Here is a 16,102-nt window from a genome sequence, read left to right as displayed (position 1 = left end):
ACGCTAAGACGGCGGGTGGTGGCCCGTCAGGAGGCCCCGGGGCAGGACCGCTGCCCGAAAGGGACGTATCGCACTGCCCGTTCACACGGTGACGCCGGCCGCCTCCCGTCACGGCCTCTCCTCCACGCGTTGCCGGCGCCCGCGCCGGAGCGGAGACGGCGGCAGGAGCCGGAGTCCGGGGGCACGCCCCGGGTGCGGCCCGCCCCCGGGCCTGCCCTCGCGGGCAACAGCCCTGCCCCCGCCCCTGCACCGCAGGCCGTTTCGACCACGCGCTGCGCGCGTGACGGTGAGAGACGTCCTGACGCGTACCCCGAGGAGAGCACAGCATGCCGTCCTATCTGTCGCCCGGCGTATACGTCGAGGAGGTGGCCAGCGGCTCGCGCCCGATCGAGGGGGTGGGCACCTCGGTCGCGGCCTTCGTGGGGCTCGCGCCGACCGGCCCGCTGAACGAGCCGACGCTGGTCACCAACTGGACCCAGTACGTGGCGGCGTTCGGCGACTTCACCGACGGCTACTACCTGGCGCACTCGGTCTACGGCTTCTTCAACAACGGCGGTTCGGCGGCGTACGTCGTCCGCGTGGGCGGCTCCCCGGCGGGTGCGCCGGGAGACGCCCGGCCGTCCGCGGCGGTCACCGGTTCCTCGGCCCCGTCCGCGCTGCCCGCCGCCGAGCCCGCGCAGCTCGGCACGTTCACCGTCACGGCCACCGCGCCCGGGACGAGCGGCACGCTGAGCGTGGAGGTCGCCGACGCGGAGGGCGAGGGCCCCGCCGAGCGCTTCAAGCTGATCGTCAAGGACGGCGACAAGGCCGTGGAGACGTTCGACGTGACCGCCAAGAAGGGCAACCGCTCCTATGTGGTCACGCAGGTCAAGGAGCGCTCGAAGCTCATCACGGTCGCCGAGGCGGCGCCCTCGGCGCAGCTGGCCCGCCCGGACAACCAGTCGGTGACGCTGGCCGCGCCGCCCGCCGCCGCCCCCGCCGTACCGGCGGACGAGGAGGACGCGGCGCAGGCCGGCCCGGCGCAGTACCTCGGCGACAGCGCCGACCGCACCGGCTTCGGCGGCCTGGAGGCCGTCGACGAGGTGTCCATGGTCGCGGTCCCCGACCTGATGGCCGCCTACCAGCGCGGGGCGATCGACCTGGAGGCCGTGAAGGCGGTCCAGCTCGGCCTGATCGCGCACTGCGAGCTGATGGGCGACCGCGTCGCGGTCATCGACCCGCCGCCCGGCCTGAACGCCCGTCAGATCCGCGTCTGGCGCCAGGAGACGGCCGGCTACGACTCCAAGTACGCGGCGCTGTACTACCCGTGGATCAAGTCCTTCGACCCGGCCACCGGTCAGGCCCGCCTGGTCCCGCCGAGCGGCCACGTGGCCGGCGTGTGGGCCCGCAACGACGCGGAGCGGGGCGTCCACAAGGCCCCGGCGAACGAGGTCGTCCGCGGGGCCGTGGACCTGGAGATCCAGATCACCCGCGGCGAGCAGGACCTGCTGAACCCGATCGGCGTGAACTGCATCCGCGCCTTCCCCGGCCGCGGCATCCGCGTCTGGGGCGCCCGCACGCTCTCCTCCGACCCGGCGTGGCGCTACCTGAACGTCCGCCGGTACTTCAACTACCTGGAGGAGTCGATCCTGATCGGCACCCAGTGGGTGGTGTTCGAGCCGAACGACCACGCCCTGTGGGCCCGCATCCGGCGCAACGTCTCGGCGTTCCTGGTCAACGAGTGGCGTGCCGGCGCCCTCTTCGGCGCCCGGCCCGAGGAGGCGTTCTACGTCAAGTGTGACGAGGAGACCAACCCGCCGGAGTCGGTCGACGTCGGCCGGGTGGTGTGCGAGATCGGCATCGCGCCGGTCAAGCCGGCCGAGTTCGTGATCTTCCGGCTGGCCCAGTTCTCCAGCGGCAGCGGGGAGCTGGAGGAGTAGCCGAGCCTCCGCCTCCGTCGGTCGACCGCAGTCAACTCCCCCAGAAGGAAAGCCAGATGAGTCTCCAGCCGGGTGACGCCCTCACATCGCACAATTTCGGGCTCCAGATCGACGGCGTGATGGTCGAGTACCTCGCCGAGGTCAGCGGCCTCAGCCTCGAACAGGACGTCATCGAGTACCAGCAGGTCTCCGCGCAGGGCAAGCCGGTCACCAAGAAGCTGCCGGGCGTGAAGAAGGCGGGCACCTGCACGGTCGTGCGCGGCATGACCCAGTCCGCCGCCTTCAACCAGTGGATCACCGAGTCGATCAACGGCGTCATGGGCACCGCCCGCAAGAACGCCACGATCATGGTGATGGACTACCAGAACAATCCGGTCAAGCGGTACAACATGCGCAACGCCTGGTGCAGCAAGATCGACACCAGCACGGTGAAGGCGGGCGAGGCGTCCGCGCTGACCGAGACGGTGACCATCACGTTCGAAGAACTGGTCATCGAGTAATGCGGCGTACGGCTGTGCGGGTGCCGGCACCGGCGGGCGGGGAGCAGGAGACCACACCGCTCCCGCCGGCGGCGCCGGCGCCCACGCCTGCGCCGGTGCGGCAGCGTCTGCAGACGGAGTTCCCCTTCGAACTGCCGCGCGGCTACGTCGACGAGGCGGGCACGGTCCACCGCGACGGCGTGATGCGGCTGGCCACGGCACGGGACGAACTCGTCCCGCTGCGCGACATCCGCGTCCAGGAGAACCCGGCGTACCTGTCGGTGGTCCTGCTGGGCAGGGTCATCACCCGCCTGGGCACGCTCCCCCTCGTCCACGACGGGATCGTCGAGAACATGTTCGCCTCCGACCTGGCGTTCCTCCAGGACTTCTACCGCCAGATCAACGCGGAGGGCCACACCCGCGCGACCGTGGAGTGCCCGCACTGCGCGGAGCCCTTCGAGGTGGAACTCGGCGGGAGCCGCCTGGGGGAATCGTGACGTACGCGACCGACCGGCTGCACGAGGAGATCGCGTACGTCGCCTTCCACTTCCACTGGAGCCACGAGGAGATCCTGGACCTGGAACACCACGACCGCCGCCGCTACACGGAACGGATCGCCGCGCTGGTGGCGGAGGGCTGAGGGATGGGGTTCCTTGATCGGTTGAGGGGCGGGCGACGACCGGGCTCCGACGAGGCTGCGGGAGCGACGCGGGGTGCGGAGACGCCGGGTGCCGTGACGTCGGGTGCCGTGACGCCGGTGACCGGTGCGCGGGACGGCACCGGCGGCGTGGATGCGGTGCGTCCGCGTACCGCTGCCTGGCCGACGCTGCCTCCCCTCCAGCGGGCGGCGGCCCGGGGCACGGCGGGCGTCGCCGACGCCGGGTTCGGCAACCGGCTGGCCACCTGGCAGAACCCGTCCTTCACCGGCGGACGCCCGCCGGCCGTCCTGGACGGGGCACAGGGCCGCCTGATGACGACCCTGCCGCCCACCGTCGAACACCCCAGCCCCGACCACCCCACTCCGGAACCGCCGGTGACCGCACCGCCGCCACCGACGGTTCCGGCAGCCCCGGCCGCCGAGGCGCCGACGCCGACCGTCCGCGCGCTGCCGACGACGCGGCCGGCCACGGCACCGGTGCAACGACGCCCGCTGCCCGCCCGGGTCCCGCCCGCGGCACCCACCTCACCGCTGACCAGGTCGACCTCGGCCCCGGTGCAACGACGTTCGCTGCCCACCCGCATCCTGTCCGCGCCGACGCCGCACGGCTCCGGGGACGCCGGCGGGACGTCGGCACCCGGCGCCGGTGACACCGGCGGAACGACGGCACCCGGCCCCGGGAACACCGGTGGAACGGTGGCACCCGGCTCCAGTGGCACCGGCGGAACGACGGCCCCCGACAAGGAGCCCGGCCCATCTGCCGCGCCGCCGCCCCCGCCCCTGCCCCTGCCGCCCCCGCTCCAGCGGACGCCGACGGCCCGGCAGGACGCCGGCACGTCGCCAGGGCGCCCCGGCACCACGGCACCGGGCAACACGACACCGGACATCACGGGACAGGGCGACACGGCACCGGACAACGGCGGTACGACGTCCCACCCGGCACCGGTTCCGCAGCCGGCGCGGTCCTCGGTGCCGCGTGCGCGGTCCCTGCCCGACCGGCAGCTCCCACAGCAGCCCGCGTCGGCCAGTGCCCAGCCCTCGCCTCCGGCACAGACTGCTTCGAGGACGTCCGGCGCGGACACACCGGTCGTACAGCGGGCCCCGGCCGGGCGTCCGGCGACGGCAACCGGGTCGAGCGCGCCGGTCAGGTCGGGAACGCCGGTCGGGTCGGAGGTGACGGGAGCGGGGACGAGGGTGAGGTCCGACTCCGGTCCGGCAGTGGGGGCACGCCCGGCCTCCGGGGCTGGTCCGGCCGCGCCATCAGGTCCGGTTTCCGATGCCGGTCCGGTCACGCCATCAGGTCCGGCCGGCAGCACCGGTCCCGTCAGAGGACCAGGCCCGAACACCCACACCGGTCCCGTCACAGGGCCGGGCCCTGCCATCAACACCGGTCCCGTCACGGGAGGCCCGACCGGCAACACCGCTCCGGTCACCGGGGCCGTTCCGTCCGTCCAGCGCGCTCCGGCCGCCAGGACGCTCCCGGCGGTCGAGCACGCGCCGGCGCCTGCCGCACCGGCGGCCGCCCCGGCGAGGCCGGCTTCGTCGCCGCCCGCTCCCGCCGCCCCGGCCACCACGTCGGACACGACCGCCCCCGCTCCCGGCCGGACCGGCGCCGGAACGAACGTGCAGCGTGCCGCTGCCGGCCGTACGGCACCGCCTGCCGCACCCGAGCGGTCGGCCGGCGCCGAAGGCGCCCACGTCAGGGCGCCGGCCGCGTCCCCCGTCGCGGGCCCCGGCGCCGAGCCGTCCCCCGGTGCGTCGACCCCGCCCGTCGGCGGACCCGGCATGTCCACGGGCGCGACGGCACGCCGGGGAGTTCCGGCCCCGGTGACCAAGCCGTCCCCGCCGACGTCCGACGCGCCGACCGGCGTGCAGCGGTCGTCGTCGCCCTCCGGCCGTACGGAGTCGCACGCCCCGGCCGTACCCGACCCCGCTCCCGTACCCCCGACGACGCCCCAGGACCACACCCCGACCAGCGTGCGGCGGTCCGCCCCCGCCCGTGGGGGGCGGCCCGCCACACCCACCGACGCGCACCAGTCGCCCGACCCCGGCCCGGCTCCCCTCCTCCGGGCAACGCCTCACGTCCGCACCGCCACCGACGTGCAGCGGTCGGCCGATCCCCGCCCCGCATCCACCGAGGTACGGCGACCGGCCGCTCCCGCTCCCGGCCAGCCCGCGGCGCCCCACGGCCGTACGTCCACCCCCAGCCGTACGACACCGCCCACGCCGCACCACGTTCCGGACACACCCTCGGCACCACCGCCGGCAAGCCCCGCGATCCCGCCCGCACGCCCGGCCGTCCCGTCCTCGCCGGCCGCCAAGTCACCGGCTCCGCCCGCCGATCCGGCACCGAGCGTCCAGCGGAGCGCCTCCCCGGCACCCGCTCGCCCCCGCCGCGTCGGCCTGGGCGCCCCCGCGCGGGGGACCACGACCCCCATGAGCGGCTCCGCCGCACACCCCGCCACCGTCCAGCGCGTCTCGCCGTCCGCTGCGCCCGCGCCGTCCCCTCCGCCCGCGCCGTCCCCTCCGCCCGCGCCGTCCGGGCCGTCCGGGCCGTCCGTTCCGCCCGCGCCGTCCGCGAGCCCCGCGTCAGATGTTGCGTCAGGCCCGGTGCGGACACCCGGCGACCGTCCGGCCGAGCCCCTGCCCCCGGTGCGGCGCACCGCCGCCCTGGGCACCCCCCTGCCCACGGCCTCGCGTGCGACCGCAGCCCCGGCGTCTCCTCCCGGGAAGCCCGCGCGCCCCCTGCTCGGCGGCCCGCTGCCCACCCGCCCCTCGGACGCGACGCCGCTCCGAGCCCAGCAGGTCGTCCCCACCGTGCAGCGCACCGGCACCGGCGAAAGCGCCACCGCCCACCCGGCTCCCTACATGCCTCGCACCACCCCCGCGTCGCCCCCGCCCCCGGCCGTCTCCTCCCACACCCCCGGGCCCGTCGAGAGCCGCCACCCGACCATCCAGCGATCCGCACCACCCCGGGTCGCCCTCCCCACGCCACAACGCACCGCCGCGCCGCAACACACCACCGCGCCCGCCACCCCCATGCCCCCAGCCGTACCGACCCGGCGCCCGGCCGCACCCGTACTCGCACCCGCCCCGCTCACAGCGCCCGCGCCGACACCGACGCCGACACCGGTCGTACAGCGCAAGGCGGTTGGACCTGCCGTACCCCTGCGCCGCACCACCCCGGGCACGGACCCGCGCCCGGTCGTCCAACCCCGCCGAACCCCCACCGCTCCCCAGCCCACCGCTCCCCAGCCCACGGAGCCCACTCCCCGGGCACCCGTGACGGCCGCCCCCACCCCCACAGCCGCACCCATCCCGGCACCCGCGCCCGCACCGGCACCCGCGCCCGCACCGGCACCGGCATCGGCACCGGCACCGGCACCGGCACCGGCACCCACTCTCCAACGCGCCCCAGTCACCACCCCCACGCCCACCAAGCCGCCCGCGCCCAAACCCACCACCTCCTCCTCGACCAAGCCCCCCTCACCGTCACCACCCCCACCCCGGCCTTCGCCGCCCCCCACCGAACACCCCCCACCCCCCTTCGACCCCCGCTCCCTGACCGACTTCCAGCTGGACGAGCTGACCCACCGCCTCACCGGCCGCATCACCCGTCTGCTCCGCACCGAACTCCGCCTGGACCGCGAACGGATCGGCAGGCTCCGCGACCCCCGCCACTGACCCCTCGACCGCACGCCAGAACCCAGAAAGGCCGGCCCTCCGATGTCCCGCGATCTCGACCCGGGCTCCACCATCTTCTTCACCCTGACCATCGACGGCGAGAGCCTCGGTTACTTCAACGGGTGCGAGGGGCTGTCCTCCCAGGTGGAGATCGAGCACCGCCAGGAGGGCGGGAACAACGGGTTCGTCTGGCAACTCCCCTCCCGCGTCACCTTCTCCACGATCCGCCTGACCCGCCCCCTCACCCCGGACACGACGAAGGTCGCCAAGTGGATCTCGTCGATCACCACGGGGGTGACCCGCCCCACCGCCCAGATCGCGGCGCTGCGCGCCGACGGTTCGGAGGTGGCCCGGTGGGGCCTGATCGACGTGCTGCCGGTCAGCTGGCAGGGACCGTCCCTCGACCCCGCCAACCCGGGTGTCGCGACGGAGGTCCTGGAGATCACCCACCACGGCTTCACGGACTGAGGGAGGACAGCGAAGACATGCCCAGGGGAAACAAGGGCGGCGCCGGCAAGAGCCTGGTCCGTGCCACGCTCGCGATCCACGAACCACCGGTCGGTTCCAGCACCACGCCGGGCGGCCTCATCAGGTCCTTCGGGTTCGACTTCAACCCGGCCCAACTGCAACTCGGCCGCCGCGCCCAGTGGAAGGTGACCCCCACGGCCGCCGTCCGCGACGGATCCGTCCCGGAGTTCATGGGCCCGGAGCCGCGCGAGATGACGGTGGAGATCTTCCTGGACTCGTCCGACGAGCCGGGCAGCAACACGGTCCTGAAGAAGGTCGAGTCGCTCCTCGAATGCTGCGAGGTCACCACCAAGAGCATCGCCGCCAAGCAGCCCTCACCCCCGTGGGTCGTCTTCCAGTGGGGGTCCTTCTCCACGGCCCGTTTCACCGCCTACGTGAGCAGTGTCGACGCCACCTACTCCCTGTTCGGGACGACGGGCGTCCCGATCCGCGCCACCTGCCAGGTCCGCCTGCACGAGATCCCCAGCAAGACGAAGGGCCAGAACCCGACCTCCGGCGCCCTGACCGCCCAGCGCGTGCACCGGGTCGTGGCCGGCGACTCCCTCCAGTCCCTGGCCTGGCGCGAGTACGGCGACACCGCGGCCTGGCGGGCCATCGCCGAGGCGAACGGCATCGACGACCCGACCCGCCTGCCCACCGGCATCGAACTGGTCCTCCCGGCCGCCGAGGAGGTGCGTTTCTGATGGTGCGGTCGGCGTACTCCAGCGTCATCCAGGTCACCCTCGGCGGCCGTCCCCTCCCCGCCGACTTCGCGCCGCTCCTCGTCGAGGGCTGGGTCGACCAGGGCCTCGGTGTGCCGGCCGCCTTCCGGCTCACCTTCCGCGACCCCTACCACCAGATCCTCGGCAAACTGGGCGTGCGGTTCGGCACCCCGGTCGTCCTGGCCCCGGTCGCCGACGGCCAGGGCGCCGCCAACCCGCTGCTCACCGGCGAGGTCTGCGGCCTGGAGGCCGACTACGACGGCACCGGCACCTTCACCGTCATCCGCGGCTACGACCACGGCCACCGCCTGATGCGCCGGCGCCGTGTCGCCGCCTACCGCAACCAGAGCGCCTCCGACATCGCCCGCAAGCTCGCCGCCCAGGACGGTGTCCCCGTCGGGCGGATCGAGTCCACCAGGACGGTCTACGAGTTCATCAGCCAGGCCAACGTCACCGACTGGGACTTCCTCGCCCGCCTCGCCGACGAGAACGAGATGGTCATGTCGGTGGACGCCAAGGGGAAGTTCCAGTTCGTCCGGCCCGACCCCGCCTCCGGGGCTCCGCCCGTCTCCACCCCCGGTGAGAAGAGCCCCTTCGTGCTGGAGGCCGGTACCGACATCCTGCGCCTGCGCGCCGCCGTCTCCGCCGCCGAACAGGTCGGCACGGTCGAGGCGCGCGGCTGGGACGTCACCACCAAGAAGAAGCTCACCGCCACCGCCCCCGCCCGCACCAACCCGGGCATCAGCATCGGGACCACCCCCGGCGAGGCGGCCGCCCGGTTCAAGCCGGCCAAGCTGGTCGACGCGCAGGTGCCGTACGACCGGCAGTCGGAGGTGAAGTTCGCCGCCGAGGCCCTCGCCGACGACGTCACCGGCTCCTTCGCCGAGCTGGAGGTCGTCGCGCGCGGGACACCCAAGCTCCGTCCGGGGCTGCCCGTGGCGCTCGCCGACGTCGGCGCCCCCTTCGAGGGCAAGTACACGGCGACCTCCGTACGGCACGTCTTCGGCGACGGCAAGCACTACGAGGCCTGGGTCACCGTCAGCGGCCGGCAGTGGCGCTCGCTGTACGGGCTGTCCTCGGGCGGCGGGGACACGCAGAACGGCCTGCGGCTCCCCGGCACCGCCAACGCCCTCGTCACCGACGTGCAGGACCCGCTCGGACAGGGCCGCGTCAAGCTCCAGTTCCCGTGGCTGGACGACACCTACGTCAGCGACTGGACGCGGGTGGTCCAGTGGGGCGGCAAGGACGGCGGGTCGATCTTCCCGCTCGACGTCGGCGACGAGGTGCTGGTCGCCTTCGACCGGGGCGCCCTCGACCATCCGTACGTCATCGGCGGCCTCTACAACGGCAAGGACCGGCCGACGCCGGTGAAGGACGTCCCGCTGCACGACGGGGCACGGCGCCGGGCCGCCCGGCACACCCTGTCCGACCGGGACGGCAACCGTGTCGACCTGCTCAGCCAGCGGACCGGCGGCCGCAAGCAGGGCGTGCGCGTGACCAGCGGCGACGACAAGCTCGTCATCAACCTCGACCGGACGAAGACCGAGATCACCGTCGACAGCAAGGGCACGGTCAGCATCACCGGCACCCGGTCGGTGACCGTGGAGGCGGGCACGGACCTCACGCTCAGCGCGGGCCGCAGCCTGACGATCAAGAGCGGCGGGCCGCTCACCCTGCGCGGGCAGGGTCTGGTCAACCTCCGTTCGGTCGCCGGCGCGGTCAGCGTGAACGCCTTCGGCGCGCTCGACCTGAAGGCGGCCGGCGCCGCCACGCTCTCCGCCACCGGCACCGTGCAGGTCAACTCCGTCGCCAACGTGAGCCTGCGGGCCGTCACGCTCGCGCTCCAGGGCGCCGTGTTCGTCAACGCCAAGCCGTATCCGATCCCGTGACGGCCACCCAGCGGTCCGCCGGGAGAAGTCCGCCGGGAGACCGCCGGGAGAAGCCCGCCAGGAAAGGGATCGACAGGAATGAGGAGAAGGCAGGTGGCCCACTGATGGCCGAACAGTTCGTGGGGTCCGGCTGGGCGTTCCCGCTGCGGATCGGCCCCACCGGCGGCATCGCGCTGGTCAGCGGCGAGCGCGAGATCGAGGAGGCGATCCGGCTGGTCCTGGCGACCGCGCCGGGCGAGCGCCCGATGCGCCCGGAGTTCGGCTGCGCCATCCACGACCTGGTGTTCGCCCCGGTCAACGAGGCCACCGCCGGCCGCATCCAGCACGAGGTGTACGCCAGCCTGGACCGCTGGGAGCCGCGCATCGAGGTCCACGACGTCGAGGTCACCGCCGGCGCCGAGCAGGGCGTGCTGTTCATCGACGTCCGCTACTCGATCCGCGGCACGAACAACCCGCGCAGCCTCGTCTTCCCCTTCTACGTCATCCCGTCCCACGACGAGCCGGACTCCCCCGGCTCCTCCGGTACGGCTCCCGAAAGCGACCGCTGATGGCCCTGCCCTCCCCCAACCTCGACGACCGCCGCTTCCAGCAGTTCGTCGACGACGCCAAGCGCTACATCCAGCAGCGCGCGCCGGAGTGGACCGACCACAACGTCTCCGACCCCGGCGTGACCCTCGTCGAGACCGTCGCCCACATGGCCGACCAGATCGTCTACCGGCTCAACCGGGTCCCGGACAAGAACCACCTGGCCTTCCTGGACCTGGTAGGCATCCGCCTCTTCCCGCCCTCCGCGGCCCGCACCGACGTGACGTTCTGGCTGTCGGCACCGCAGGAGGAGACGGTGCTGCTGCCGGTCGGCACCGAGGTGGCGACGGTCCGCACGGAGAGCGAGGAGGCCGTCGTCTTCGCCACCGAACGCGAACTGGCCGTCGTGCCGTGCGCGTTGCGGCACCTGGTGGTGCAGCAGCAGGGCCGGCCGGTGACCGACCGGACCACCGACCTCGCCGAGGGCAAGGACCTGATGTGCTTCGCGGAGGCCCCGCGGCCCGGCGACTGCATGCTGCTCGGCCTGAGCGCGGCCGCCCCGCACTGCGCCGTCGCCCTCGAGCTGGACAGCCGCGTGGACGGCGTCGGCGTCGACCCGCGCCAGCCCCCACTGGTGTGGGAGGCGTGGACGGAGGACGGCTGGCAGGAGTGCGAGGTCGACCGCGACGGCACCGGCGGCCTCAACCGCCCCGGCGAGGTCGTCCTGCACGTCCCCGGCGGGCACGTCCTGTCCCGCTCCGGCGGCCAGGAGGCCGGCTGGCTGCGCTGCCGCGTCACCGAACCCCTCCCCGGCCAGCCCTTCTACACCACCTCCCCCACGGTCCGCAGCGCCGAGGCCTTCACGGTCGGCGGCACCGCCCCCACCGTGCACGCCGAGACGGTGTACGACGAGGCGCTCGGCGAGTCGACGGGCCTGCCCGGCCAGCGCCTGCGCCTCGCGCACACACCGGTCGTGGGCGACGACCCGCCGCTGCTGCTCCAGACCGCCGAGCACGACGGCTGGGTGGACTGGCAGGTCGTCCCCCACTTCGCCGCCTCCGGCCCGCACGACCGGCACATCACCCTCGACGCCGCCACCGGCGAGATCGCCTTCGGCCCGTCCGTCCGCGAACCCGACGGCCGGCTGCGCCAGTACGGCGCCGTCGCCCCCAAGGGCGCGGTCGTGCGCGCCCGCCGCTACCGCACCGGCGGCGGCCGCGCCGGCAACGTGGCCCGGGGCGCCGTCCAGGTCCTGCGCACCTCCGTCCCGTACGTGTCCGAGGTCGTCAACCGAGAGGCCGCGCGCGGCGGGGTCGACGGCGAGACGGTCGAGGAGGCGAAGGTCCGCGCCCCGATCACCCTGCGCGCCCAGGAGCGGGCCGTCACCCTGCGCGACTACGAGGAGCTGGCCCGCCGCGCGGCCCCCGAGACCGCCCGCATCACCTGCCTCGAAGGCAAGCCGGACGAGCACGGGTCGTACGCGGTACGGGTGTTGGTGGTCCCGCAGGCGGTCCCCGACCCAGGCGGCCGGCTGCGCTTCGAGCAACTCGTGCCGGGTGACACCCTGTTGGACCGCATCACCCGTCACCTCGACGAACGCCGGCTGATCGGGACGAGGCTGGCGGTCGGCCCGCCGTACTACCAGGGCGTCACCGTCGTGGCCACCGTGCACGCCTTCCGCGGCGTCGACACCGACCGGGTGCGCCGCCAGGCCCACGACGCCCTCTACCGCCACCTCGACCCGCTGACCGGCGGCGCCGACGGCCGCGGCTGGCCGTTCGGCCGCCCCGTGCAGTCCGGGGAGGTGTTCGCGGTGCTGCAACGCGTCCCGGGCGTCGAGCTGGTCGACCAGGTCACCCTGCACCCCGCCGACCCCCTGACCGGCAAGCGGGGCGAGGCGACGGACCGCATCGACCTGTCCGCGCCCTCCCTGGTCTTCTCCTACGACCACCGCGTCCGCGTGATCGGGGACGGCACGTGAGCGCCCGCGGGAAGGAGGCCCGCCGATGAGGGGCTCCGTCGACGGCCTCGGCTCGTCCGCCCCGATCGGCGCGATGCTGCCGGCCGTGTTCGCCGACGACGACCTCGCACAGCGGTTCGTCGCCGGGCTCGACGAGGTGATCGCGCCGATCCTCAACGTCCTCGACTGCCTGCCCGCCTACTTCGACCCGGCCCTCGCCCCCGCCGACTTCACCCGGTGGCTGGCCGGCTGGGTCGGCGCCGAGACCGACGGCACCGAACCGGAGCCGAGGCTGCGGGCCGCCGTCGCCGCCGCCGCGTACCTGCACCGGGTCAGGGGCACCCGGCGCGGCCTCGCCGAGGCGATCCGGCTGGCCTTCGGGGTCGAGCCGGACATCTCCGAGAGCGGCGGCGCCGCCTGGAGCGCCCGCCCCCTCGGCCCGTTCCCCGGCGAACCCCGCCCCCACCTGCACGTCACGCTCCGCCTGCCCGACCCCACCCCGGCGGACGAACACCGCCTGGACACCCTCGTGGCCGCCGCCCGGCCCGCCCACATGCCGTACACGGTCAAGGTGACCGCCGCCGAAAGGATCCCGGAGAGATGACCACCCACCACTGCGCCGAGTGCGGCACCCGGGCGGAGCCGGGCCAGTCCTTCTGCGACGCCTGCGGGGCCGTCCTGAGCTGGACGGACCGTGCGCCGGCCAGGACGGCGCCCGGACCGGCGCAGGAGACGCGCCGGCCGCCGGCCGCCCCGGAGCCGGAGGCACCGGGCACCCCGGCAGGCACCGGCGCCCCCACCCGTACGACGTCCGCCACGACAGGGACGGCGGACACGGAGATGTCGGCGGAGACGGATGTGGCGGCGGAGACGGCGGAGACGGCCGCACGGACGCCGGCCGGCCCGGCGGACCGGGTCACCACCCCGGACGACGAGGACACCACGGAGACCCCCCTCCCCGTCCTCCCGCCGGACGACCCCGCCACCGCGCCGGACGGCACCGGCACCCCGGCGACCGCCTCCCCGGTGGGAGCGGCCCCCGACGACACGGCACCCACCGAACCCGTCCCGGCGGCCCCCCCCCCCGCGTCCGCGCCCGCCCCCGACGACACGATGACCGCCCGGGCCCGCTCCCTCCTCGTCCCCGTGTCCGAGCCGGAGACCCGCCCGACCCCGCCGCCCGCCGTCGCCCCGGTGCTGCCGGGCCGGCCGGTGGCGAACCGGCCCCAGGTGCGCGCCCCCGGCCCCGAGCAGGGCGACGAGAACGGCGTCCCGTGCCCCTGGTGCGCCACCCCCAACCGCCCCGACCGGCACTTCTGCGCCCGCTGCGCGATGCCGATGACCCGGGAGGACCGTTCTCCGGAGCACCGCCCGTGGTGGCGCCGGGTGCTGGACTTCCGCAACCGTGAGACGCCCTGGGCCGGCGACCGTCCCCGTATGCGCCGTACCTTCGACCGCGTGGTGACCTGGGTGGTGGCCGCGGCCGTCCTCAGCCTGCTGGTCTGGGCCGGGGCGAACACCCCGGACGCGATCCAGGCCACCCGCGACCACTTCGCCAAGCGGGCCCCGGTCGCCCCCGACCTGATAGCCGCCTCCCGCTCCTACCCGGGCCACAAGCCGGAGCTGGCCTTCGACAAGATCAACAACAGCTGGTGGGGTCCCGGTGTCTCCCAGTCGGGCCGGGGCGAGTGGATCGAGGCCCGCTTCGCCGAACCCACCCGCCTGCTGGACCTGATCATCACGCCGGGCGTCTCGACCCGCGCCGACCAGCTCTCCCAGTCGGCCCTGCCGCACCGCGTCAAGGTGACCATCACCCGCAAGGACGGCACGACCACGACGCGGGACCTCACGCTCGACCAGAGCGCGGGCGGCCAGCGGCGCGCGTTCCGGGTCGGCGAGGTGACGAAGGTGCGCTTCACGGTGGAGTCGGCGTACGCGGCCTCCGCGAGCAAGCAGGTGGCCATCGCGGAGATCGAGTTCTTCGGCCGGTCGAACGCGAACGCGTCCTGACCGACGGGACGGGGTGGCCCCGCACGACGAGGGCGCCACCCCGGCCGGACACCCCGGACCCGGTCCAGGCGTCCGTACCGACCCTCACGTACGCACGAACACCGCGTACGCACGAACACCGGGTAAGCACGACCCTCGCGTACGCACAGCACGAGGCCCACCCCGCTCGACACGGGGTGGGCCTCGTAGTGAGAGCGCCGGGCAGGCCTTGCACCTGCATCTCCCCGCAGGAAGCGGGGCGTCTTTCCTTGGACCACCAACGCAGAACCGATTCACCGCTGTTGTGGCGACCAGCTCGTGATCAAGCTTACCGCATCCCGGGGGTGCTCCGAACCACCCGTCAGTGGAGCTCGTCCACGTCCAGGTCGGGGCCGACGACGAGGGTGACCGCACCCGCGGTGGCGTCCGCGGACGCGGAGGACCGCACCTTGGGCAGACGCGAGGAGAGGACCGCGGCCTGCTTCTCCAGGCCCGCCGGGTAGGTGACGGCCGTCTTGGTCACCGTCTCGGGCGCGTTGCCCGTCTCCGTGACGGTGAGGCCGGCCGCGCGCAGCTTCTCGGCGACGGCGGCGGCGCGTCCGGCGACTCCGGTGCCGTTGAGGACCCGGACGCGCACGGAGGAGGCGTACACGAGGTCCTTCACGGCCGCCTGCAACTGCGCCTTGGTCATCTCCTTGTCGTTCGCCAGGGAGGTGAACAGGTTGGCGGCCTGCGGGTACTGCCAGACGACGTTGGCCAGGTCCGTCGGGACGTCCGCCTCGCGCGGGTAGTTGGGGACGGTGAGGAAGGCCAGCCGGTCGCTGGGTATGCCCTTCAGCTCGTTGGCGAGGCCGTAGATCGGCTGGATGCCGGCCAGGTCCGGGTCCGTGGTGAGGGACTTGGTGCCGGCCTGGAGGAAGCCGTACAGCGCGTCGGGGCTGGTCAGCTTCGACTTGGCCTTCTTGACCAGGGAGTTCATGAACTCCTGCTGGCGGCCGATGCGGCCGATGTCGGAGCCGTCGCCGACGCCGTAGCGGACGCGGACGTAGCCGAGGGCGGTCTCGCCGTCGACGGTCTGGCAGCCGGCCTTCAACTCCAGGCGGGCCTTGTCCGACGTGATGTCCTGCTCGGGGCAGACCTCGATGCCGTCCAGGGCGTCGACCATGCCCTTGAAGCCGGAGAAGTCGATGGACATGAAGTTGTCGATGCGCAGGCCCGTGTGGGCCTCGACGGTCTTGATGCTGCACGCGGCGGCCTCGGCGACCTTGCCGCTGGTGCCGCCGATCGCGAACGCCTCGTTGATCTTGCCCTTGTGCGGGGAGGACGTCTTGCCGTTGCCCATGTCGCAGGCGGGTATCTCCACGTAGGAGTCACGCGGGAAGGACACCACCGCGGCCCACTTCCGGTCGGCGGGCACGTGCAGCACCATCAGCGTGTCCGACTGCATGGTGGTGAGGTCTTTTTTGTTGCCGTACTTGGCGTTCGCGCCCTCGCGGCTGTCGGAGCCCACGACCAGGATGTTCTTCGAGCCCGGGCTGAGGTTCTCCGGCCGGTCGGCGCCCAGCTTGTCGTCCACGTCGGCGGAGTCGATGTTGTTGTTGAGGTCCTGGTAGATCCACGCGCCGACCCCGCCGACCCCGAGGACGACGACCGCGGTCACCCCCGCGCTCCACGCCAGGACCCGCCCCCGCCGCGTCAGCCGGGTCTTCCCCGGCCCGCCGGTCCTGCCCGGCGCCCCGGTCCTGCCCGGCGCCCCGGTCCTGCCCGGCC

Annotated in this window: 12 protein-coding genes; 11 read left to right on the top strand and 1 reads right to left on the bottom strand. The window is 74.1% G+C overall.

The window, feature by feature from the left end; all coding sequences use genetic code 11:
* Nucleotides 1-326: 326 nt before the first annotated feature.
* The 11 genes from ACF1A1_RS06415 to ACF1A1_RS06365 all read left to right on the top strand — a co-directional run bounded on the left by ACF1A1_RS06415 (nucleotide 327) and on the right by ACF1A1_RS06365 (nucleotide 14,353).
* Entirely contained in the window at nucleotides 327-1,919 is a 1,593-nt protein-coding gene (locus ACF1A1_RS06415; protein ID WP_391646022.1) for a phage tail sheath subtilisin-like domain-containing protein, read from the top strand.
* Between the two features lie 56 nt (nucleotides 1,920-1,975).
* A complete protein-coding gene (locus tag ACF1A1_RS06410) occupies nucleotides 1,976-2,419 on the top strand; it encodes a phage tail protein (RefSeq protein WP_390659605.1) in 444 nt (147 codons plus the stop codon).
* Nucleotides 2,419-2,895 (top strand): hypothetical protein, encoded by a 477-nt coding sequence (locus ACF1A1_RS06405; protein WP_391646020.1) that lies wholly within the window; start codon nucleotides 2,419-2,421, stop codon nucleotides 2,893-2,895. The genes ACF1A1_RS06410 and ACF1A1_RS06405 overlap by 1 nt, the downstream gene beginning before the upstream one ends.
* A complete protein-coding gene (locus ACF1A1_RS06400; protein WP_391646018.1) occupies nucleotides 2,892-3,038 on the top strand; it encodes a DUF6760 family protein in 147 nt (48 codons plus the stop codon). Before ACF1A1_RS06405 ends, ACF1A1_RS06400 begins: the two co-directional genes overlap by 4 nt.
* 3,744 nt (nucleotides 3,039-6,782) lie before the next feature.
* Nucleotides 6,783-7,208 carry a phage tail protein gene (locus tag ACF1A1_RS06395; RefSeq protein ID WP_391646016.1) on the top strand — a complete coding sequence of 142 codons (426 nt, stop codon included), beginning with the start codon at nucleotides 6,783-6,785 and terminating at the stop codon, nucleotides 7,206-7,208.
* A 17-nt stretch (nucleotides 7,209-7,225) separates the two neighbouring features.
* Complete coding sequence (locus tag ACF1A1_RS06390; protein ID WP_391646014.1) at nucleotides 7,226-7,951, top strand: LysM peptidoglycan-binding domain-containing protein; 726 nt, start codon at nucleotides 7,226-7,228, stop codon at nucleotides 7,949-7,951.
* Nucleotides 7,951-9,858, top strand: a complete 1,908-nt coding sequence (locus tag ACF1A1_RS06385; RefSeq protein ID WP_391646012.1) for a VgrG-related protein — start codon at nucleotides 7,951-7,953, stop codon at nucleotides 9,856-9,858. The genes ACF1A1_RS06390 and ACF1A1_RS06385 overlap by 1 nt, the downstream gene beginning before the upstream one ends.
* Before the next feature lie 104 nt (nucleotides 9,859-9,962).
* Nucleotides 9,963-10,406 carry a GPW/gp25 family protein gene (locus ACF1A1_RS06380; protein WP_391646010.1) on the top strand — a complete coding sequence of 148 codons (444 nt, stop codon included), beginning with the start codon at nucleotides 9,963-9,965 and terminating at the stop codon, nucleotides 10,404-10,406.
* Nucleotides 10,406-12,364: a putative baseplate assembly protein gene (locus ACF1A1_RS06375; RefSeq protein WP_391646008.1), complete on the top strand. Its 1,959-nt coding sequence runs from the start codon at nucleotides 10,406-10,408 to the stop codon at nucleotides 12,362-12,364. The genes ACF1A1_RS06380 and ACF1A1_RS06375 overlap by 1 nt, the downstream gene beginning before the upstream one ends.
* 25 nt (nucleotides 12,365-12,389) lie before the next feature.
* Entirely contained in the window at nucleotides 12,390-12,947 is a 558-nt protein-coding gene (locus ACF1A1_RS06370; RefSeq protein ID WP_391646006.1) for a phage tail protein, read from the top strand.
* Complete coding sequence (locus ACF1A1_RS06365) at nucleotides 12,944-14,353, top strand: NADase-type glycan-binding domain-containing protein (RefSeq protein ID WP_391646004.1); 1,410 nt, start codon at nucleotides 12,944-12,946, stop codon at nucleotides 14,351-14,353. The genes ACF1A1_RS06370 and ACF1A1_RS06365 overlap by 4 nt, the downstream gene beginning before the upstream one ends.
* Nucleotides 14,354-14,693: 340 nt before the next feature.
* Here the strand turns inward: ACF1A1_RS06365 and ACF1A1_RS06360 are convergent, their stop codons facing one another.
* The gene (locus ACF1A1_RS06360; protein ID WP_391646002.1) at nucleotides 14,694-15,992 is read right to left on the bottom strand and encodes an LCP family protein; all 1,299 of its coding nucleotides are present in this window, start codon (nucleotides 15,990-15,992) and stop codon (nucleotides 14,694-14,696) included.
* Nucleotides 15,993-16,102: the final 110 nt, after the last annotated feature.

This window comes from Streptomyces sp. NPDC014995 (assembly GCF_043080745.1).
Classification (GTDB): domain Bacteria; phylum Actinomycetota; class Actinomycetes; order Streptomycetales; family Streptomycetaceae; genus Streptomyces.
Note: the sequence above shows the minus strand (reverse complement) of the source record. Positions and strands in the feature narration are given on the sequence as shown.